This is a genomic window from Pseudomonas sp. FW305-70 (genome assembly GCF_058783925.1).
In genome coordinates this window covers 13,578-32,712 of the sequence record NZ_JBYSYZ010000033.1, presented here as the reverse complement: position 1 = coordinate 32,712, position 19,135 = coordinate 13,578, and the positions used below count along the sequence as shown (strand labels likewise).

Annotated in this window: 22 protein-coding genes and 1 riboswitch; of the genes, 18 read left to right on the top strand and 4 right to left on the bottom strand. The window is 62.2% G+C overall.

Annotation, left to right across the window (positions count from 1 at the left end):
• Nucleotides 1-84 precede the first annotated feature (84 nt).
• The 4 genes from hda to AC3WN7_RS21305 all read left to right on the top strand — a co-directional run bounded on the left by hda (nucleotide 85) and on the right by AC3WN7_RS21305 (nucleotide 3,032).
• Nucleotides 85-789 (top strand): DnaA regulatory inactivator Hda, encoded by a 705-nt coding sequence (hda, locus tag AC3WN7_RS21320; protein WP_007898944.1) that lies wholly within the window; start codon nucleotides 85-87, stop codon nucleotides 787-789.
• 221 nt (nucleotides 790-1,010) lie between these two features.
• Nucleotides 1,011-1,649 (top strand): C40 family peptidase, encoded by a 639-nt coding sequence (locus tag AC3WN7_RS21315; RefSeq protein WP_102673323.1) that lies wholly within the window; start codon nucleotides 1,011-1,013, stop codon nucleotides 1,647-1,649.
• Nucleotides 1,650-1,814: 165 nt separating this feature from the next.
• Nucleotides 1,815-2,351, top strand: a complete 537-nt coding sequence (locus AC3WN7_RS21310) for a C40 family peptidase (protein WP_046037633.1) — start codon at nucleotides 1,815-1,817, stop codon at nucleotides 2,349-2,351.
• 18 nt (nucleotides 2,352-2,369) lie between these two features.
• Entirely contained in the window at nucleotides 2,370-3,032 is a 663-nt protein-coding gene (locus AC3WN7_RS21305) for an O-methyltransferase (protein WP_102673322.1), read from the top strand.
• A gap of 17 nt (nucleotides 3,033-3,049) precedes the next feature.
• Here AC3WN7_RS21305 and AC3WN7_RS21300 read toward each other — a convergent pair whose 3' ends face one another.
• Together AC3WN7_RS21300 and AC3WN7_RS21295 are read right to left on the bottom strand one after the other, a co-directional pair.
• Nucleotides 3,050-4,363, bottom strand: coding sequence for a PQQ-dependent sugar dehydrogenase (locus AC3WN7_RS21300; protein ID WP_102673321.1), 1,314 nt, complete (start codon nucleotides 4,361-4,363; stop codon nucleotides 3,050-3,052).
• Nucleotides 4,364-4,429: 66 nt separating this feature from the next.
• On the bottom strand, nucleotides 4,430-5,014 hold the full coding sequence (locus AC3WN7_RS21295; RefSeq protein WP_095963909.1) for a hypothetical protein: 585 nt from the start codon (nucleotides 5,012-5,014) through the stop codon (nucleotides 4,430-4,432).
• Between the two features lie 153 nt (nucleotides 5,015-5,167).
• Nucleotides 5,168-5,400, top strand: a riboswitch (cobalamin riboswitch).
• 82 nt (nucleotides 5,401-5,482) lie between these two features.
• Here AC3WN7_RS21295 and cobO point away from each other — a divergent pair.
• The 14 genes from cobO to AC3WN7_RS21225 all read left to right on the top strand — a co-directional run bounded on the left by cobO (nucleotide 5,483) and on the right by AC3WN7_RS21225 (nucleotide 17,086).
• The gene (gene cobO, locus AC3WN7_RS21290; RefSeq protein WP_007984541.1) at nucleotides 5,483-6,094 is read left to right on the top strand and encodes a cob(I)yrinic acid a,c-diamide adenosyltransferase; all 612 of its coding nucleotides are present in this window, start codon (nucleotides 5,483-5,485) and stop codon (nucleotides 6,092-6,094) included.
• Nucleotides 6,091-7,491 (top strand): cobyrinic acid a,c-diamide synthase CobB, encoded by a 1,401-nt coding sequence (locus AC3WN7_RS21285; RefSeq protein ID WP_102673320.1) that lies wholly within the window; start codon nucleotides 6,091-6,093, stop codon nucleotides 7,489-7,491. The genes cobO and AC3WN7_RS21285 overlap by 4 nt, the downstream gene beginning before the upstream one ends.
• Nucleotides 7,488-8,138 (top strand): 5,6-dimethylbenzimidazole synthase, encoded by a 651-nt coding sequence (gene bluB, locus AC3WN7_RS21280; RefSeq protein WP_095963911.1) that lies wholly within the window; start codon nucleotides 7,488-7,490, stop codon nucleotides 8,136-8,138. The genes AC3WN7_RS21285 and bluB overlap by 4 nt, the downstream gene beginning before the upstream one ends.
• Entirely contained in the window at nucleotides 8,135-9,043 is a 909-nt protein-coding gene (cbiB, locus tag AC3WN7_RS21275; protein WP_007977557.1) for an adenosylcobinamide-phosphate synthase CbiB, read from the top strand. The genes bluB and cbiB overlap by 4 nt, the downstream gene beginning before the upstream one ends.
• Entirely contained in the window at nucleotides 9,036-10,028 is a 993-nt protein-coding gene (cobD, locus tag AC3WN7_RS21270) for a threonine-phosphate decarboxylase CobD (protein WP_095963912.1), read from the top strand. The genes cbiB and cobD overlap by 8 nt, the downstream gene beginning before the upstream one ends.
• Nucleotides 10,025-11,476 carry a cobyric acid synthase gene (locus AC3WN7_RS21265; protein ID WP_102673319.1) on the top strand — a complete coding sequence of 484 codons (1,452 nt, stop codon included), beginning with the start codon at nucleotides 10,025-10,027 and terminating at the stop codon, nucleotides 11,474-11,476. Before cobD ends, AC3WN7_RS21265 begins: the two co-directional genes overlap by 4 nt.
• Before the next feature lie 122 nt (nucleotides 11,477-11,598).
• Complete coding sequence (gene cobU / locus AC3WN7_RS21260; protein ID WP_095963914.1) at nucleotides 11,599-12,120, top strand: bifunctional adenosylcobinamide kinase/adenosylcobinamide-phosphate guanylyltransferase; 522 nt, start codon at nucleotides 11,599-11,601, stop codon at nucleotides 12,118-12,120.
• The gene (gene cobT, locus AC3WN7_RS21255) at nucleotides 12,117-13,172 is read left to right on the top strand and encodes a nicotinate-nucleotide--dimethylbenzimidazole phosphoribosyltransferase (protein ID WP_102673318.1); all 1,056 of its coding nucleotides are present in this window, start codon (nucleotides 12,117-12,119) and stop codon (nucleotides 13,170-13,172) included. Before cobU ends, cobT begins: the two co-directional genes overlap by 4 nt.
• Nucleotides 13,169-13,744 carry an alpha-ribazole phosphatase family protein gene (gene cobC / locus AC3WN7_RS21250; protein WP_102673317.1) on the top strand — a complete coding sequence of 192 codons (576 nt, stop codon included), beginning with the start codon at nucleotides 13,169-13,171 and terminating at the stop codon, nucleotides 13,742-13,744. The genes cobT and cobC overlap by 4 nt, the downstream gene beginning before the upstream one ends.
• Before the next feature lie 2 nt (nucleotides 13,745-13,746).
• Nucleotides 13,747-14,478: an adenosylcobinamide-GDP ribazoletransferase gene (locus AC3WN7_RS21245; protein WP_102673316.1), complete on the top strand. Its 732-nt coding sequence runs from the start codon at nucleotides 13,747-13,749 to the stop codon at nucleotides 14,476-14,478.
• A 202-nt stretch (nucleotides 14,479-14,680) separates the two neighbouring features.
• A complete protein-coding gene (locus tag AC3WN7_RS21240) occupies nucleotides 14,681-15,085 on the top strand; it encodes a MarR family winged helix-turn-helix transcriptional regulator (protein WP_095963918.1) in 405 nt (134 codons plus the stop codon).
• 52 nt (nucleotides 15,086-15,137) lie between these two features.
• On the top strand, nucleotides 15,138-16,346 hold the full coding sequence (locus tag AC3WN7_RS21235) for an MFS transporter (protein ID WP_015096156.1): 1,209 nt from the start codon (nucleotides 15,138-15,140) through the stop codon (nucleotides 16,344-16,346).
• Nucleotides 16,343-16,465, top strand: coding sequence for a DUF4175 domain-containing protein (locus AC3WN7_RS21230; RefSeq protein ID WP_141249693.1), 123 nt, complete (start codon nucleotides 16,343-16,345; stop codon nucleotides 16,463-16,465). The genes AC3WN7_RS21235 and AC3WN7_RS21230 overlap by 4 nt, the downstream gene beginning before the upstream one ends.
• Nucleotides 16,466-16,519: 54 nt before the next feature.
• On the top strand, nucleotides 16,520-17,086 hold the full coding sequence (locus tag AC3WN7_RS21225) for a glutathione peroxidase (protein WP_015096154.1): 567 nt from the start codon (nucleotides 16,520-16,522) through the stop codon (nucleotides 17,084-17,086).
• Nucleotides 17,087-17,175: 89 nt separating this feature from the next.
• On the opposite strand, the gene AC3WN7_RS21220 is transcribed toward AC3WN7_RS21225, so the two are convergent.
• Both AC3WN7_RS21220 and AC3WN7_RS21215 read right to left on the bottom strand, forming a co-directional pair.
• Nucleotides 17,176-18,447: an OmpP1/FadL family transporter gene (locus AC3WN7_RS21220; protein WP_095963919.1), complete on the bottom strand. Its 1,272-nt coding sequence runs from the start codon at nucleotides 18,445-18,447 to the stop codon at nucleotides 17,176-17,178.
• 146 nt (nucleotides 18,448-18,593) lie between these two features.
• Nucleotides 18,594-19,076: a hypothetical protein gene (locus AC3WN7_RS21215; RefSeq protein WP_007977587.1), complete on the bottom strand. Its 483-nt coding sequence runs from the start codon at nucleotides 19,074-19,076 to the stop codon at nucleotides 18,594-18,596.
• Between the last annotated feature and the right edge of the window lie 59 nt (nucleotides 19,077-19,135).

The window sequence follows — 19,135 nt, the reverse complement described above, 5'->3', positions numbered from 1 at the left end:
ATTGTGCGGCCCGCTTCACGGGTATAAACTTCGCAAACTTTACACAGAGGCCACTAACGGTTCCTTTGGAACTGTTCAGTCAGCATGAAACCGATTCAGCTGCCCCTAGGTGTGCGTCTGCGTGATGACGCCACCTTTATCAACTACTACCCAGGCGCCAATGCCGCTGCACTCGGCTATGTCGAGCGGCTATGCGAAGCCGACGCCGGCTGGACCGAAAGCCTGATCTACCTTTGGGGCAAGGACGGGGTAGGGCGTACGCACCTGTTGCAGGCTGCCTGCCTGCGCTTCGAGCAATTGGGAGAGCCTGCGGTGTATCTGCCGCTGGCCGAGCTGCTCGATCGCGGTATCGAAATTCTCGATAACCTTGAGCAGTACGAACTGGTCTGTCTCGATGACCTGCAGGCGGTTGCCGGCAAGGCGGACTGGGAAGAGGCGCTGTTCCATCTGTTCAATCGCCTGCGCGACAGCGGCCGGCGCCTGCTGATTGCCGCGTCGACATCCCCGCGCGAGTTGCCGGTGAAGCTGGCGGACCTCAAGTCGCGCCTGACCCTGGCCTTGATCTTCCAGATGCGCCCACTGTCCGACGAGGACAAATTGCGTGCCCTGCAATTGCGCGCCTCCCGTCGCGGACTGCACCTGACCGATGAGGTCGGGCATTTCATCCTGACTCGCGGCACCCGCAGCATGAGCGCGTTGTTCGAGCTGCTTGAGCGTCTCGATCAGGCTTCCCTCCAGGCTCAGCGCAAGCTGACAATCCCGTTTTTGAAAGAAACCCTCGGCTGGTAGACCCGCTGGAACCGGGGCTTATAGCCGTTTCGGCATATTTCAGGCGCCAGAAATTCCGCTTTCCTGCAAGGTTGCAGGCCGCGTGCATGTTTAAAATGGGCTTAAGCGCTTAGATGTAAACGAGAAACCAATAAGTCACAAAAAGATTGATTGAATTTGCAAATGAGGTCGATAGCGGGCATAGTCTCGACTTCTTTACAACTTCAGCCACGGTCGTGCCCATGCTAAATCGCTTCGCACCCCTCGTGCCTCTCGCACTCGTCACCCTGTTGTTCGGTTGCGCTGCCCACACTCCAGTGGTCCAGCAGCAGCAGGTTCAAAACCCGGCCACTGCCCAGTCTTCCGCTCTTTATCAGGAAGCTCTCTACCAGGAAGAGAAGGCCACCGAAAAAGAACTCGCAGACTTCGCTGGCGGCAAGTCCTACCAGCTTCCGGTCCTGGCCGACAGCATCCTCGAACGCGGCATGTCCCTGATCGGTACCCGTTACCGTTTCGGCGGCACTTCTGAAGCCGGCTTCGATTGCAGTGGTTTCATCGGCTACCTGTTCCGCGAAGAAGCGGGCATGAACCTGCCGCGCTCCACCCGCGAAATGATCAACGTGGACGCTCCGCTGGTCTCGCGCAGCAAGCTTGAGCCGGGCGATCTGCTGTTCTTCGCAACCAACGGTCGTCGTGGTCGCGTCAGTCACGCCGGGATCTACCTGGGTGACAACCAGTTCATCCACTCCAGCAGCCGCCGCAGCGGTGGTGTGCGCATCGATAGCCTGGGCGACAGCTACTGGAGCAAGACCTTCATCGAGGCCAAGCGCGCCCTGGCGATGGCACCTAACGCGTCGCCAATCGTCACTGCACGTAAATAAGCGGACATTTTGTAAGGCGAACTTAAAGTCTTACTTGAAGTTTGTCGTGTAGCCGCTAGAATCTTGATCTACAAATGATGGCAAACCGCCTGCGTCCTACGCAGGCGGTTTTCTTTTCTGCGCTCCCCGCAGAAAAAGCCGCAGCCAGATCAGGATGTTCTGCTTATGACGACGTCGGCCCGCCTCGCAATCATGTTCTTCGCAGCACTGCTCAGTGCCTGCGCCAGCCGCACACCGCCTCCTGCGCCGGTGGTTCGCGCGCCCATCGTATTTGGTTCCCCACAAGCGTTTTCGCCCGAAGCGGAGGACGTGCTGTTTCGCGCGCTCGGCCTGGTGGGTACGCCTTATCGCTGGGGTGGCAACACGCCGGATTCCGGATTTGATTGCAGCGGCCTGATCGCGTACGTGTACCGCGATGTCACCGGCATTGCCTTGCCGCGCACGACTCGCGAGATGATCTCCATGCAAGCGGCGAATGTCGGCAAGGAAGGCCTGCAGACGGGTGACCTGCTTTTCTTCGCTACCAATGGCGGTTCCCAGGTCAGTCATGCCGGCATCTACGTGGGAGAAGGGCGTTTCGTCCACGCGCCGGCCACTGGCGGCACCGTGAAGCTCGACAGCCTGTCCAAGGCGTATTGGCAAAAGGCTTACCTGAGCGCCAAGCGTGTTCTGCAGCCTGAACATCTGGCGCGCAACCCGTAACGTCCGGAGCTGCTGCTCATGACTGCTCGCACGCTGAATCTCGACGACGCCCTGTACCAATACCTGCTCGATGTTTCCCTGCGCGAAACACCACTGCTCAAGCGCTTGCGCGATGAGACCCAGGCGCTGCCGATGGCGCGCTGGCAGGTGGCGCCGGAGCAGGGACAGTTTCTCGCCTTGCTGGTAAAGCTGACAGGCGCCAGGCGCTTGCTCGAAGTCGGTACGTTCACCGGATACAGCGCGCTGTGCATGGCGGCGGCATTGCCGGCTGACGGTTCGCTGATTTGCTGTGATATCCCCGGCGACTACAACGCCATCGCACGACGCTACTGGCAGGAAGCGGGACTCATCGGGCGGATCGACCTGCGCCTGGCACCCGCACTGGAAACCCTCCGCGAGCTTGAGCGGCAAGGTCAGGGCGAGCAGTTCGACCTGGTGTTCATCGATGCCGACAAGGCCAACTACCCGAGTTATCTGGAGCATGCCCTGCGTTTGCTGCGGGTCGGCGGGCTGGCGCTGTTCGACAACACCCTGTGGAGCGGGCGCGTGCTTGAGAGCAGCCCCGAGAGCGCGGACACCCGGGCGATCCAGGCGCTCAACCTGGCGTTGAAGAATGATGTGCGGGTGGATCTGTCGTTGTTGCCGTTGGGTGACGGGCTCACACTCTGTCGCAAACGCTAGAACCCTGTGGGAGCGAATTACCTGAGCGCCGACACCCGCCACACTTTATTCCCCACATCATCGGCCACCAGCAGATCGCCCTGCCGATCGATCACCACGCCCACCGGGCGGCCCATGGCTTCTTCCTTTTCGTTGAGAAAGCCGCTGAGCACTTCAATCGGTTGTCCCGCAGGTTTGCCTGCGCTGAACGGCACGAAAATCACTTTGTAGCCACTGTGGGGGTTACGGTTCCAGGAGCCGTGCTGCCCGATGAAGGCCCCTTGGGTGAACGGCGGCGGCAGTTTGCTGTTTTCAGCGAAGGTCAGGCCCAGTGATGCCGTGTGCGGGCCGACGGCATAGTCCGGAGCGATGGCCTTGGCCACCAGATCGGGGTTTTGCGGCTCGACGCGGCTATCGACATGCTGGCCGTAATAGCTGTAAGGCCAGCCATAGAATGCGCCGTCCTTGACCGAGGTGATGTAGTCCGGGACCAGGTCGCTGCCGATTTCATCCCGTTCGTTGACCGCGGTCCACAGCGCGCCACTGCGCGGCTCCCAGGCCATGCCGTTGGGGTTGCGCAGGCCGGAGGCGAAGATCCGCTGCTGGCCGGTGGCTCGGTCCACTTCCCAGATCGCTGCGCGACCTTCTTCCTTGTCCATGCCGTTTTCCGCGACGTTGCTGTTGGAGCCCACGGTGACGTAGAGCTTGCGGCCGTCCTTGCTGGCGATGACGTTTTTGGTCCAGTGGTGGTTCAGCGGGCCACCCGGCAGGTCGACCACTTTGACCGGTGGCGACTTGATCTGCGTATCGCCACTTTCATAGTGAAAGCGCAGCAGGCGATCAGTGTCGGCCACATACAAGTCCTTGCCGACCAGGGTCATGCCGAAGGGCGAGTTGAGGTTTTGCAGAAACACCGTGCGGGTTTCCGCGACGCCATCGTGGTCCTTGTCGCGCAGCAAGGTGATGCGGTTCGCGCTGGGCACCCTGGCCCCGGCGCGTCCCATGACTTGCTTCATGACCCAGCCGCGAATGCCTTTGCCGTCTTCGGGTTTGGGTGGCGCGTTGGTTTCCGCCACCAGTACGTCGCCGTTGGGCAGTACATAAAGCCAGCGGGGATGATCCAGGTCTTCGGCAAAAGCGGCCACTTGAGTGCCCGCGGCGGCGACGGGTTTGGCGCCCTGTGGCCAGCCGATGGCCGGGGCGATGTTCACAGTCGGGATCAGGGTTTTGTTGGGGGGCGGCAGTTGGGGTGAAGGGCCGGTGCCGTCGGAGACTTGCAGGCCGGCGGTCTCACTGCAACCGGCGAGCCCTCCGCAGATCGCGATAACGAGAACGAGCGGGGGCGTGCGCATACGGGTGTTCCCTATGAATGCCTTGTTCTAATCATAGAGACGCGTTGTCGTCCAATGGTTCAACCCCTAGCCACGTGCTTCCTTGAACAGCACCGCAATGCCGGGGTGATAGTTGCCGGCTTCATTGCGCAACTTGCGGTAGGCATACGGGAAATACCAGGCGACCGCGCAGGTGTGTTCCTTTTGCAGGTCGTCGACCATGTCCTGGAGTTCTTCCGGTGTCGCGCCTTGCTGGGCTTTTTGCGGGGCGACGAACAGGCAGCCGAGTTTCAGGTCGCTGGCGTGGCTCAGGCGCTTTGCATCGCTGGCGATGTCGAGCAGGGCCTGGCTCAGATTGAGGCTGTTGACCCGTGGCCAGCGCTGGCTGGTCTGGATGTAGGCGCGGGTTTCGGGCGAGGCGAGGAACAGGTCGGCGCGGCTGTTGCGTTCGCCTTCTTCGGTCTGCTTGCGGGTGGGTGTCTGTTGCAGTGTGACCATCTCGGCCATCCAGGCGGCGGCCGACAGTATTCCGAGATTGGCTTTTTCGTCGTGCCAGTAGGGTGTGTCGCCATCACCGCGGACGGCGTTGTAGCGGTCGATGCATTCGAACCAGCGCTCGAGCACGGGGCGCAGGAATTCCAGCTTTGGATTGCTGATGATCATGCCTTGCATGGGCTCACCCTTGTTTTTGTGTTGTGAGGTTATGGCTCTTTGATATCACTGCTGGGAAGGAGGCACAAGATTGACGTCAGTTTTTTGATCGACGACAGTTATTCGGCAGCTGGCCTCCCGGCTTTAATTGACGCTCCACCCCCAACCCTCTAACCTTCGCGGCTTGTTTCAGGTGCTCTGTGACTTGGGTCGACAGAGTGAAACAGGGAAGCCGGTGAACGCGTTCTTCTGTTGGTCGAAGACCCGCCATTCCGGCGCTGCCCCCGCAACGGTAAATGAGTGAAAACTGTGTCTGATGCCACTGTGTCGATTCGATGCGGGAAGGCGCGCAGTCTGGCTACGCGCCACTCATGAGCCCGGAGACCGGCCTGATTCATCCAGCGGCATCACGGTGGGCGATGCCAGGCTTGTTGCCTCCTATTGCTGTGCCTGCCCGCCGTTATTCCTGTCTCAACGGAGAGCTCCCCCATGACTGATACCCCCGATCGTGACGAACGCCACCTGGCGCGCATGCAGCGCAAAAAAGCCGTGATCGACGAGCGCATCGCCAATTCCCCGAACGAGTGTGGTCTGTTGCTGGTGCTGACCGGCAACGGCAAGGGCAAGAGCAGTTCGGCCTTCGGCATGCTCGCCCGCGCCATGGGGCACGGCATGCAATGCGGAGTGGTGCAGTTCATCAAGGGCCGCAACAGTACCGGCGAAGAGTTGTTCTTCCGGCGCTTTCCCGAGCAGGTGCGTTTTCATGTGATGGGCGAAGGGTTTACCTGGGAAACCCAGGACCGTCAGCGCGACATCGCTGCCGCCGAAGCGGCGTGGGCGGTGTCCCGGGAACTGCTGCGCGATCCGTCCATCGGCCTGGTGGTGCTGGATGAGCTGAACATCGCCCTCAAGCACGGCTACCTCGATCTCGATCAGGTGCTCAGCGACTTGCAGGCGCGGCCGCCGATGCAACACGTGGTGGTCACCGGGCGTGCCGCCAAGCCGGAAATGATCGAGATGGCCGACACGGTCACCGAAATGGGCATGATCAAACACGCCTTTCAGGCCGGGATCAAAGCGCAGAAAGGCGTCGAGCTGTGAACCAGCCTCGTCATTGCCCGGCGGTACTGATTGCCGCGCCGGCCTCCGGCCAGGGCAAGACCACCGTCACCGCGGCGCTGGCCCGGTTGCATCGCAATCAGGGGCGCAAGGTCCGTGTGTTCAAGTGCGGCCCCGACTTTCTCGATCCGATGATCCTCGAACGCGCCAGCGGTGCGCCGGTGTATCAACTGGACATGTGGATGGTCGGCGAGCAGGAGAGTCGCCGGTTGCTGTGGGAAGCCGCCGCTGAAGCCGACCTGATCCTGATCGAAGGTGTCATGGGGCTGTTCGACGGTACGCCGTCGAGCGCCGATCTGGCGCGGCATTTCGGTGTGCCGGTGCTGGGTGTGATCGACGGCACCGCCATGGCCCAGACCTTCGGCGCACTGGCCCTGGGGCTGGCGCGTTATCAGCCGGACCTGCCGTTCGCCGGCGTGCTGGCCAACCGCGTCGGCACGCTGCGTCACGCGCAACTGCTCGAGGGCAGCCTGACTGAAGGGTTGCGCTGGTACGGTGCGCTGTCCCGGGAAACCGGGATTGAACTGCCGAGCCGACACCTGGGGCTGGTTCAAGCCAGTGAACTGAACGATCTCGACCTGCGCCTCGATGCGGCAGCCGATGCCCTGGCCAGCAGTTGCGAGGTCGCGCTGCCACCGGCAGTCGAGTTCGCCGCCCCCGATGTCATCGTCGCCGAACCGCTACTGGCCGGTGTGCGCATTGCTGTGGCCCGTGATGAAGCCTTTGCGTTCACCTACGGTGCGAGCCTTGATTTGCTGCGGGCGATGGGTGCCGAGTTGTCGTTCTTCTCGCCGATCCGCGACCGCCAATTGCCGCAGGCGGACAGCCTGTATCTGCCGGGCGGTTACCCGGAGCTGCACCATGTCGCGCTGGCGCAAAACACGGCGATGCTCGAGGCGATCCGCGCCCACCACCGGGCGGGCAAACCCTTGCTCGCCGAGTGTGGCGGCATGCTGTATCTGCTCGACTCCCTGACCGATGTCGAGGGCACTCGTGCCGAACTGGCGGGATTGCTGGCCGGTGATGCGGTCATGCAAAAGCGTCTGGCGGCGCTGGCGCTGCAAGCGGTGGAACTGCCGGAAGGTTCGCTGCGTGGGCACACCTATCACCATTCGCTGACCAGCACTGAACTGGCGCCGATTGCCCGGGGCGTGAGCCCTAACGGCGGGCGCGGCGCGGAAGCGGTTTATCGCGAGGGGCGGATGACGGCCTCCTACGTGCACTTTTATTTTCCGTCGAATCCCTCGGCGATTGCCGCGCTGTTTGCGCCGGACCTTGAAGCCGCCTTCGCGAGCAAGCCCGCTCCCACAGGGGAATGCATTTCTTCAGGCCGCTCACCTTTAAATGTGGGAGCGGGCTTGCCCGCGAAGAGGCCATGACAGACAACGCATTCACCGAAGCCGAACGCGCAGCGGTCTACCGCGCCATCGGCGAACGCCGCGACATGCGCCACTTCAGCGGCGGCACCGTCGAGCCCGAGTTGCTCCAGCGCCTGCTCGAAGCCGCACATCAGGCGCCGAGCGTCGGCCTGATGCAGCCCTGGCGCTTCATCCGCATCAGTGATCGCGCCTTGCGCGGGCAAATCCAGGCCCTGGTGGAAGAGGAGCGCGTGCGCACCGCCGAAGCCCTCGGCGAGCGCAGCGACGAATTCATGAAACTCAAGGTGGAAGGCATCAACGATTGCGCCGAGGTACTGGTCGCCGCACTGATGGACGACCGCGAGCAGCATATCTTCGGTCGCCGCACCTTGCCGGAAATGGACATGGCCTCGCTGTCCTGTGCCATCCAGAACCTGTGGCTCGCGTCTCGCGCCGAAGGGTTGGGTATGGGCTGGGTGTCGCTGTTCGACCCCCAGGCGCTGGCGGATCTGCTGAGGCTGCCGCCGGGAGCCAAACCGCTGGCGGTGCTGTGCCTGGGACCGGTGAAGGCGTTCTACCCGGCGCCGATGCTGGTGCTCGAAGGCTGGGCGCAGGCGCGTCCGCTGCATGAATTGCTGTATGAGAACTATTGGGGAGTGAGTCAATGAGTGTGGCGTTGTTGAGTGTCGCCGCGGTTGCGCTGGATGCGCTGCTGGGTGAACCCAAACGCTGGCATCCGCTGGTGGCGTTCGGCCGTTTTGCCGATCGCATCGAGCAACGTTTCAACGGCGGCGGTCGCGGCTGGCGCAGCCATGGCGTCACCGCGTGGGTGATCGCCGTGCTGCCGCTGGTGCTGCTGGTCACGGCATTCTCCTGGGCGCCTTACGTTGGCTGGATCGTCGAGATTCTCGCGCTCTATTGCGCCCTCGGCATGCGCAGCCTCGGTGAACACGTCACGCCGGTGGCCAAGGCCTTGCGCGGCGATGATCTTGATGAAGCACGCAAGCGTGTGAGTTATCTGGTCAGCCGTAAAACCAGTGACCTGGATAAAACCGAAGTCGCCCGTGCTGCCACCGAGTCGGTGCTGGAAAACGGTAGTGACGCGGTGTTCGCCGCGTTGTTCTGGTTTGCCGTGGCCGGTGCGCCGGGCGTGGTGCTCTATCGCCTGAGCAATACGCTGGATGCGATGTGGGGCTATCGCAATGAGCGCTTCGAACGGTTCGGCTGGGCGGCGGCGAAGATCGACGACGTGCTCAATTACATTCCTGCGCGTCTGGTGGCGCTGACTTACGCGCTGCTGGGCAAAACCCGGCTGGCGTTGAAATGCTGGCGCACCCAGGGCCCGACCTGGGACAGCCCGAACGCCGGCCCGGTCATGGCGGCAGGGGCAGGGGCCCTTGGCGTCGAATTGGGCGGCGCGGCGATTTATCACGGCGAACTGCACCAGCGTCCGCAACTGGGCGAAGGCGTGCCGGCGGACGCCGACTCCATTGACCAGGGCTGGCAACTGGTCCAGCGCGGGGTATGGTTATGGCTGCTGATTCTCTGCCTGGGGGCCGAATTTTATGCTTGAGCACGGTGGACGATTGCGCAAGGCGGCGCTCGAATACGGCATAGATGAAGCCGACTGGCTGGACCTGTCGACGGGCCTTGCGCCCTGGCCGTTCCCGGTGCCGGATATTCCGCTGCGGGCCTGGGCCCGTTTGCCGGAGGCGGACGATGGTCTGGAACAGGCCGCCTGTGATTACTACGGCACCTTGCAGGCATTGCCGGTGGCCGGTTCGCAAATGGCGATCCAGCTGCTGCCGCGATTGCGGCGGGCAGGCAAGGTGGGTGTGTTGTCGCCGTGCTACGCCGAGCACGCCGAAGCCTGGCGTCGCAATGGCTACATCGTGCGCGAAGTGCTGGAGCAGGAAGTCGACTTCTTCATCGACAGTTTCGACGTGCTGGTGGTGGTCAATCCGAATAATCCAACGGGTCTGAGCCTCACCCCCAGTCGCCTGCTCGACTGGCACACGCGACTGGCCCAGCGCGGTGGCTGGCTGGTGGTGGACGAAGCGTTCATGGATAACACGCCGCAACTGAGCCTGGCGCCGTTTGCCCATCAGGTCGGACTGATCGTCTTGCGCTCCTTCGGCAAGTTTTTTGGCCTGGCCGGTGTGCGCCTGGGGTTTGTGCTGGCCGAGCGCAAGTTGCTCAAGTTGCTGGCAGAACAAGTGGGGCCCTGGGCCGTGAGCGGAGCAACCCGGGTAGTGGGGCAGGCCTGCCTGCGCGATACGCAGGGGCAAACGCGGCAACGGCTGCGCACCGAAGAGGCCAGCGAGCGCCTGGCGTCGTTGCTGCAGCAGCACGGCTTCGAGCCCCAGGGCGGCTGTGCGCTGTTCCAGTGGCTGATCACCGAGCGCGCCGAAGCACTGCATGAATTCATGGCCCGGCGCGGCATTCTCCTGCGGTTGTTCACGCACAACAGCAGCCTGCGATTCGGCCTGCCCGGTGACGAAGCCGCCTGGGTGCGACTGGCTCAGGCCTTCGAAGATTTCGCCAAGGAAAACCAATGACCACGCTGATGGTGCAGGGCACCACGTCGGATGCCGGTAAAAGCACGCTGGTGACTGCGTTGTGCCGTTGGGCCACGCGTCAGGGCGTCAGGGTGGTGCCGTTCAAGCCGCAGAACATGGCACTCAACAGTGCGGTGACCGCCGACGGCGGCGAGATTGGCCGTGCCCAGGCGGTTCAGGCCCAGGCCGCGCACCTCGCACCGCACACCGACATGAATCCGGTATTGCTCAAGCCCAACAGTGACACCGGTGCCCAGGTGATCATCCATGGCCGCGCCGTCACGACCATGAACGCCGTCGCCTATCACGACTACAAAAGCATCGCCATGCAAGCGGTACTGGCCTCCCACGAGCGCTTGAGCGCGGCGTATCCGCTGGTGATGGTCGAAGGCGCAGGCTCGCCGGCGGAAATCAATTTGCGCGCCGGCGACATCGCCAACATGGGCTTCGCCGAAGCGGTGGATTGTCCGGTGCTGCTGATTGCCGATATCAATCGCGGCGGGGTTTTCGCCCATCTGGTGGGTACCCTCGAACTGCTGTCGCCGAGCGAACAGGCGCGGGTCAAAGGCTTCATCATCAATCGTTTTCGCGGTGACCTCGCGTTGCTGCAACCCGGTCTCGACTGGCTTGAAGAACGCACCGGCAAACCGGTGATGGGTGTGCTGCCGTACGTGATGGACCTGCACCTGGAGGCTGAAGACGGCATCGATCAGCGCCAGACCGATAAAGCCGAGCGGGTGCTGAAAGTCGTGGTGCCGGTGCTGCCGCGCATCAGCAATCACACCGATTTCGATCCGCTGCGCCTGCATCCGCAGGTAGACCTGCAATTCATTGGCCCCGGCCAGGCGATTCCGACCGCCGACCTGATCATTCTTCCTGGCTCGAAAAGTGTGCGCAGCGACCTCGCGCACCTGCGGGCCAATGGTTGGGAAACCGCGATTGCCCGGCATCTGCGTTACGGCGGAAAGCTGCTGGGGATCTGTGGCGGCCTGCAGATGCTCGGTGAGCAGGTGCATGACCCGCTGGGCCTCGAGGGCGCGCCGGGTTCCAGTGCCGGTTTGGGACTGCTGGCGTTCCAGACCCGGCTCGAACAAGAGAAGCAGCTGCGCAATGTGTGCGGTCGCCTGGCGCTGGAAGATGCGCCGGTATCAGGCTATGAAATCCATGCCGGCGTGACCACCGGACCCGCTCTGGAAAATGCCGCCGTGCATCTGGATGACGGCCGCTGCGATGGTGCGCAAAGTGCTGACGGGCAGATTTTCGGCACCTACCTGCACGGGCTGTTCGAATCGCCGGCGGCGTGCAGTGCGCTGTTGCGCTGGGCCGGTCTGGAGGAGGTGCAGGACGTGGATTATCACGGCTTGCGCGAGCGCGATATCGAGCGGCTGGCGGATCTGGTGGAGAAGCATCTGGATACCGGGCTGTTGCGGCAGCTCTGTGGAATCTGAGGTGAAAGCTCTGGCCTCTTCGCGAGCAAGCCCGCTCCCACAGTTGATCGCGTTCTAATGTGGGAGCGGGCTTGCTCGCGAAGACTGAAGTGGCCACACCGCCCATTTGAAAGGATGTAACCATGCTCCAACTGATCCTCGGCGGCGCCCGCTCCGGCAAGAGTCGCCTGGCTGAAAAACTCGCCATCGACAGCGCCCTGACCGTCACCTACATCGCCACCAGCCAGCCATTGGATGGCGAAATGAGCGAGCGGGTGGCTCATCACCGTGCCCGTCGTCCTGCCGAGTGGGCACTGATTGAAGAACCCCTGGAACTGGCTCGGGTACTGCGTGAAAGCGCCCGTGCCGACCGCTGTCTGCTGGTGGATTGCCTGACCCTGTGGTTGACCAACCTGCTGATGCTCGACGATGCCGAGCGCTTGCAAGCCGAGCGTGATGCCCTGCTGGACTGCCTGGCAGCGTTGCCGGGTGAAATCATTTTTGTCAGCAACGAGACCGGAATGGGTGTCGTGCCGCTGGGCGAATTGACTCGCCGCTATGTCGATGAAGCCGGTTGGCTGCATCAAGCTCTGGCTGAGCGTTGTCAGCGTGTCGTCCTGACCGTCGCCGGCCTGCCCCTGACTCTGAAAGGAACTGCGTTATGACTCAATCCTGGTGGCTGAACCCGTGCAGGCCAGTGGATACCCAAGCGCTCGAACAGGCCCGGGCGCGGCAACAGCAACTGACAAAACCGGCCGGCTCCCTTGGTCAGCTGGAATCGGTGGCGGTGCAACTGGCGGGATTGCAGGGGCGGGTCAAGCCGAGTCTGGAACAGGTGTGGATCGCGATATTTGCCGGCGACCACGGCGTGGTCGCCGAGGGCGTGTCGGCGTTTCCCCAGGAAGTGACCGGGCAGATGCTGCTCAACTTCGTCAGCGGTGGTGCCGCGATCAGCGTACTGGCGCGGCAACTGGGCGCTTCCCTCGAGGTGGTTGACCTTGGCACGGTGACGCCGTCGCTGAACCTGCCGGGTGTGCGTCACCTGAACGTCGGCCCGGGCACGGCGAATTTCGTACAGGGACCGGCCATGACCGAAGCCCAGGGACAACTCGCTTTGCAGGCCGGCCGTGACAGCGTGCAGCGGGCGATGGCCAGCGGTGCGCAGTTGTTCATCGGTGGCGAAATGGGCATTGGCAACACCACCGCTGCCAGCGCCCTGGCCTGTGCCTTGCTCGATTGCCCGGTGGGCCACTTGACCGGTCCTGGCACCGGGCTCAACGCCGAAGGTGTCAGCCACAAAGCCCAGGTGATCGAGCGTGCCCTGGCATTGCATGGTGCACAGCGTGGCGATGCCTTGCAGACCCTGTTCAACCTCGGTGGCTTCGAGATTGCCGCGCTGGTCGGTGCCTATCTCGCCTGTGCTCAAGAAGGTGTCGCGGTACTGGTGGACGGCTTCATCTGCAGTGTCGCTGCGCTGGTTGCGGTGCGCTTGAATCCTGAATGCCGTCAGTGGCTGATGTTCGGTCATCGCGGTGCCGAGCCGGGGCATCGTCATGTGCTGGAAACCCTGGATGCGCAACCCTTGCTCGATCTGGGCCTGCGGCTCGGTGAAGGCAGTGGCGCGGCATTGGCTGTGCCGCTGTTGCGTCTGGCGTGCGACCTGCACGGGCAAATGGCGACCTTCGCCGAAGCCGCCGTGGCAGATCGTCCGGCATGACCCTGCGCCTGGATCTGTTGCGACACGGTGAAACCGAATTTGGCGGTGGCCTGCGCGGCAGCATCGATGATGCGTTGACCGACACGGGCTGGGCGCAGATGCGTGCCGCCGTGGTCGGGCAGGGGCCATGGGATCGGTTGGTCAGTTCGCCGTTGCAGCGTTGTGCGCGGTTTGCCGAGGAACTCGGTGCACAACTGGGTGTGCCGGTGCAATTGGATAAAGACCTGCAAGAGTTGCATTTCGGCGCCTGGGAAGGGCAGAGCGCGGCGGCGCTGATGGAAACCGACGCGCAGGCGCTGGGCTTGTTCTGGGCCGATCCTTACTCGTTCACGCCGCCTCAGGGCGAGCCGGTTGCGGACTTTTCGACACGGGTGCTGGCAGCGCTGCAGCGTTTGCACGCGACCTGTGCCGGTGAGCGCATTCTGCTGATCAGCCACGGCGGGGTGATGCGCCTGTTGCTGGCACACGCTCGCGGGCTGCCGCGAGAGCAACTGCTCAACGTTGAGGTCGGGCATGGCGCGCTGTTTTCGCTGACGATGGAGTCCGCTGGTATGTTGAAGGAAGTGCGCTGACCATGTTGCCATTCTGGATCGCCCTGCAATTTCTCAGCAGCCTGCCGATTCGCCTGCCGGGCATGCCTGAGCCTGGGGAACTGGGGCGGTCACTGCTGTTTTATCCGCTGGTGGGATTGCTCTTTGGCGTGATTCTGTGGGCATTGAGTTGGCTGTTGCAGGGGACGCCGGCGTTGTTGCACGCGGCGTTATTGCTGAGCGTCTGGGTACTGCTCAGCGGCGGGTTGCATCTCGATGGCCTGGCGGACAGCGCCGACGCCTGGCTCGGCGGTTTTGGCGACCGTGAGCGTACACTGACCATCATGAAAGACCCGCGCAGCGGGCCGATCGCCGTGGTGACGCTGGTGCTGGTGTTGTTGCTCAAGTTCACTGCGCTGCTGGCGTTGATCGGGCAACCGGATTCGTTGGCATTGATCATCGTGCCGTTGATCGGTCGCAGCGCCTTGCTCGGCTTGTTTCTGACCACACCCTATGTGCGTGCCGGTGGCCTGGGGCAGGCATTGGCCGATCATCTTCCGCGCTCGGCGGGCAGGCAGGTGTTGGCGGTCAGTGCACTGGCCTGTGTGCTGATTGCCGGTTTGAGTGGTGTGCTGGCGGTGGTGTTGGCGGTTCTCGGGTTTGTCTGGTTGCGGCTGGTGATGCTGCGGCGGCTCGGTGGAACGACTGGCGATACGGCAGGGGCAATGCTGGAGTTGCTGGAGGTAGGGGTGTTGGTTGGATTGGCATTAGTCTGAGCACAGTGATGGTGACCTGTTCTGGCCCCTTCGCGGGCAAGCCCGCTCCCACAGGGTTTCTGTTTTGTTGGCAAAATAGTGGGCACACCGAAAATCTCTGTGGGAGCGGGCTTGCTCGCGAAGGCGGCCTACCAGGCGCCGCTCAGTCACTGAAAAAACCATGTAACTTGATTTAACACGCTCACGGGTATATACACGCACCATGCTCGATTCCCAATGTTTATGCATCAACCTGCGTCGCGCCGCCCGTGGCGTCAGCAGGCATTACGACGGCGCTCTCGACGGCTTCGGGATCAACGTTGCGCAGTATTCTTTGCTGTGCAATCTGCAGCGTCTGGATCAGCCGAGCATTTCAACCCTGGCCGAGGCCATGGGCTTGGATCGCAGCACCTTGGGACGCAATTTGCGGGTGCTGGAGGGGGAGGGCCTGGTGACACTGGTTGAGGGCGAAGACATGCGTAACCGCATCGTCCTGCTGACCGAGGCCGGGGCAGAGCGTCTCAAGGCTGCCTTGCCGGCCTGGGAGGCCGCACAGCAGCGCTTGATCGATCGCCTGGGGGCCGAGAAGCGCGAAACCTTATTGAAGCTGCTGGACGAACTGGCGTGACGCCGGTTTTTCCGATCATAAGCGGGTATATACCCGCTACCGGAGAACAACAATGACATCGATGTGGCGTACGTGCGGTTGGGTTCTGTTGGGGAGTGCGCTGATCCTTGCGTTGTCTCTGGGGGTTCGACATGGCTTCGGGCTGTTTCTGGCGCCGATGAGTGCCGAGTTCGGCTGGGGTCGTGAAGTCTTTGCCTTCGCGATCGCCTTGCAGAACCTGATCTGGGGCCTCGCCCAGCCATTCACCGGTGCGCTGGCCGATCGCTTCGGCGCGGCGAAAGTGGTGCTGATCGGTGGCGTCCTGTACGCGGCCGGGCTGATTTGCATGGGGCTCTCCGACTCGGCAGTGACCCTGTCCCTGAGCGCCGGCCTGCTGATCGGCATCGGGCTGTCCGGGACGTCGTTCTCGGTGATTCTGGGGGTGGTCGGCCGCGCAGTACCACCGGAAAAACGCAGCATGGGCATGGGGATCGCCAGTGCTGCCGGCTCGTTCGGCCAGTTCGCGATGTTGCCCGGTACGCTTGGTTTGATCGGATGGCTTGGCTGGTCCGCAGCGTTGCTCGCGCTGGGCTTGCTGGTGGCGCTGATCGTACCGCTGGTGAGCATGCTCAAGGACAAGCCATTACCCGTCCTGGGCCACGAACAAACCCTTGGCGAAGCACTGCGCGAAGCCTGCTCGCATTCCGGATTCTGGCTGCTGGCGTTCGGCTTTTTTGTCTGCGGATTCCAGGTGGTGTTCATCGGTGTGCACTTGCCGGCCTATCTGGTGGATCAGCATTTACCGGCCACGGTTGGCACCACGGTGCTGGCGCTGATCGGCCTGTTCAACATTTTCGGCACCTATACCGCCGGGTGGCTCGGCGGGCGCATGTCCAAGCCGCGTTTGCTTACGGGGTTGTATTTGCTGCGGGCGGTGGTCATTGCGTTGTTCCTGTGGGCACCGGTGACCACCACCACGGCCTACCTGTTCGGCATGGCCATGGGCTTCCTGTGGCTGTCGACGGTGCCATTGACCAACGGTACGGTGGCGACCTTGTTCGGTGTGCGAAACCTGTCCATGCTCGGCGGGATTGTTTTCCTGTTTCACCAGCTCGGTTCGTTCCTGGGCGGCTGGCTGGGCGGGGTGGTGTATGACCGAACCGGGAGTTATGACTTGATCTGGCAAGTGGCAATTCTCTTGAGCCTGTTGGCCGCTGCCCTCAACTGGCCGGTGCGTGAACGGCCGGTGGCGCGCCTGCAAACACAGATGAGTGCGACATGAACAGCCTTTGGCCCCGGATCGCTGTAGCCGCCGTCTGCGCCTTGGTGCTGGCGTTGTCGTGGTGGGGCTGGCATCAGGGCGGGCTGGCGCTGATGCAGTTGGGCATGGGGGCTTGCTAGTGAGCGGCGAGGGCGAGTAACGTCGCTTTTGACGAATTATCAAGGAGGCTCGAGATGCTCAAGCGCTGGTGTGCTGTTCCCGCGTTGCTGATGGCGTTGTCCGGGCCGGCTTGGGCCGCTGACTGTCCGGAGGTGCTGCAGGGCTCGCTGCCGAAGTTGCGGGCCAAGGAGTCCATCGACCTGTGCCAGCGTTACGCCGACAAGCCGCTGGTGGTGGTCAATACCGCCAGTTTCTGCGGCTTCGCACCGCAGTTCGAGGGCCTTGAGGCACTCAATCAGCGCTACAAAGGGCAAGGGCTGGAAATACTCGGCGTGCCGTCAAACGACTTCAAGCAGGAGTCCAAAGACAGCGCCGAGACTGCGAAAGTCTGCTATGCCAACTACGGCGTGACCTTCACCATGACTGAGCCGCAGAAGGTTCGCGGCGAAGACGCAACGCACTTGTTCAAAGTCCTCGCCCGTCAAACCAGTGCGCCGAAGTGGAATTTCTACAAGTATGTGGTCGATCGCCAGGGCAAGGTGATCGCCAGTTTCTCCAGCCTGACCAAGCCGGATGATCCCGAGTTCATCGCCGCGGTAGAAAAGGCCCTGGCCTCGCCACCGCTCGCTTCGACCCCCTGATCGATGCCCACTGAAAAGCCCCGCCTCTATAAAGAGAGCGGGGCTTTTTTTGATTCCGATGGCGAGTGGTTCAGGCTCGCCGGGAGTCATCAGAAGCGGTAGGTTGCACCGAGTCCGAAACCGTTCGCGTAGTTTTCATACTTGGCGTTGTAGCTCTGGCCACGGTCGTTGCTGTTGTTGACCTTGACCGATTCTTCGCGCAGGTACGAATACGCCAGGTCGATGGTCAGGTCGTCGGTCGGGCTCCAGCCGGCGCCCACGCTGAAAATCTTGCGATCGCCCGTCGGGATGCGAGGGGAACGGTCAACGTTGTTGGTCGGTGCCTGGTCAACGGACAGACCGGTACGCAGTACCCACTGCTTGTTCAGCTGGTAGGACGCGCCGATGGCGTGAGCCCAGGTGTCGTGCCAGTTCTGTTCTTCGGTGATGGTACCGAACTGGCCATTCAGAACGGCTGGAACACCTGTGTTTTCAACGGTGATTTCTTTCAGGCGGCTCCAGCGGGTCCAGGTGCTGCCTGCGTACAGAGTCCACTTGTCGTCGAGCTGGTGAGTGACCGAGAAGTCCACCGATTCAGGTGTGGTCAGGTCCAGCGAAGCGTCGTACTTCTGATTCGGGTTCTGGCCGATCAGGCCCAGCAAGCCGTAGTTGACCTTGGTGTTGCCTTCGAGCTTGTACTTCACTTTCGAGTGGTAGGTCAGGCCGACACGCGTGCTGTCGGTGGCTTGAACCAGAACGCCGATGTTGTAGCCCAGCGCAGTGTCGTCACCTTCGATCTTGACCTTGCCGTCTGGCGCGGCCTGGGTGATCGACAGATTCGATTCCAGGGTGCCGTCGATGCGGTTGATGGTCGGGCCGAAACCGATGGAGACCTTGTCGTTGAAGGCGTAGCTGACAGTCGGTTGCAGGGTGACGATTCTAACTTCACTCTTGCTGCCGAAGTAACGGCCGGCAAAGTTGTTCTCGTAGTCGGTGACCAGGCCGAATGGTGCGTACACGCCGATACCGAATGCCCAGTGGTCGTCGATTGGTTTGACGTAGTAACCCATCGGCACGCCCATGAAAGGGACCATGTCACCTTTGTTGGTACCGCCGTTCGGACGGGAGCTGGCGTCACTGATGTCAGTGTGCGCGTCGATGAATGCAACACCGCCGGTCACTTGTTCGCGCTTGATGCGGGACATGCCGGCAGGGTTGCCAGCAATGGTGGATGCGTCGTCGGCAGAGGAAGATCGCCCGGCAAAACCTGTCCCCATCCCGCTGATGCTTTGTTCGTTCAGGGCAAAGCCACTTGCAAAGAGCTGGGTGGATGCCATGGCAACGGCGAGACTGAGGGTGGTTTTGAGCATTACTTTTTTCATTATTAGAACTCCTGGTGATCACCGGGGCGAAAATTACCAACATTTTCGTCCCGGCGCCATAGGCGGTATGCCTTGATTTAGAGCGGTTTTGTAGGACAATCCGACCAAAATCACCACATGTTGCGCGATGTTTGGATCCAGAAGTATCAGCAGGCTACCTGATTCAGGGGTGAAACACAGGTTTGCCAGGCACTGGTGAAATCACGCAGACGCCCCTGGGGGTGAAATGTCTGGCGCCAGATCCTGGCCATGCCCAACAGATCATCAGGGGAGGGGAGGGGGGTATTCTGTTCTTCCACCAGCAGCCAGGCGATGGCTGTGGCGTAACGCAGGTTGACGGTCAACTCGAGGTGCGGCCCGCTCAGAAATGCATGCTGGCTGGCCAGGCCGCGGACCAGGCTTGCACGCTCCGGATCAAGGGCCAGGTAATGGTCCCAAAGTGCCTGGTGGCGGGGTTCGGCGATGCGGTACAGGCCGTGCCCACGGCGGTCATGCAGGGCGGAACCAAGGGCTGACTGGCTGGCGGCAATGCCCAGCAGCAGGGATTCGGCAGTAGCGCTATGGCGTCCGAGGTAGATCAATGTCGGACGAATCACATAGCGGCACAGTTCGCTGGCAGCGATACCCATAAAACCCTCGAAGCATGAATTGGACGGCGATACCTGAAGGGGGCTTGGCAGCTGTGAAT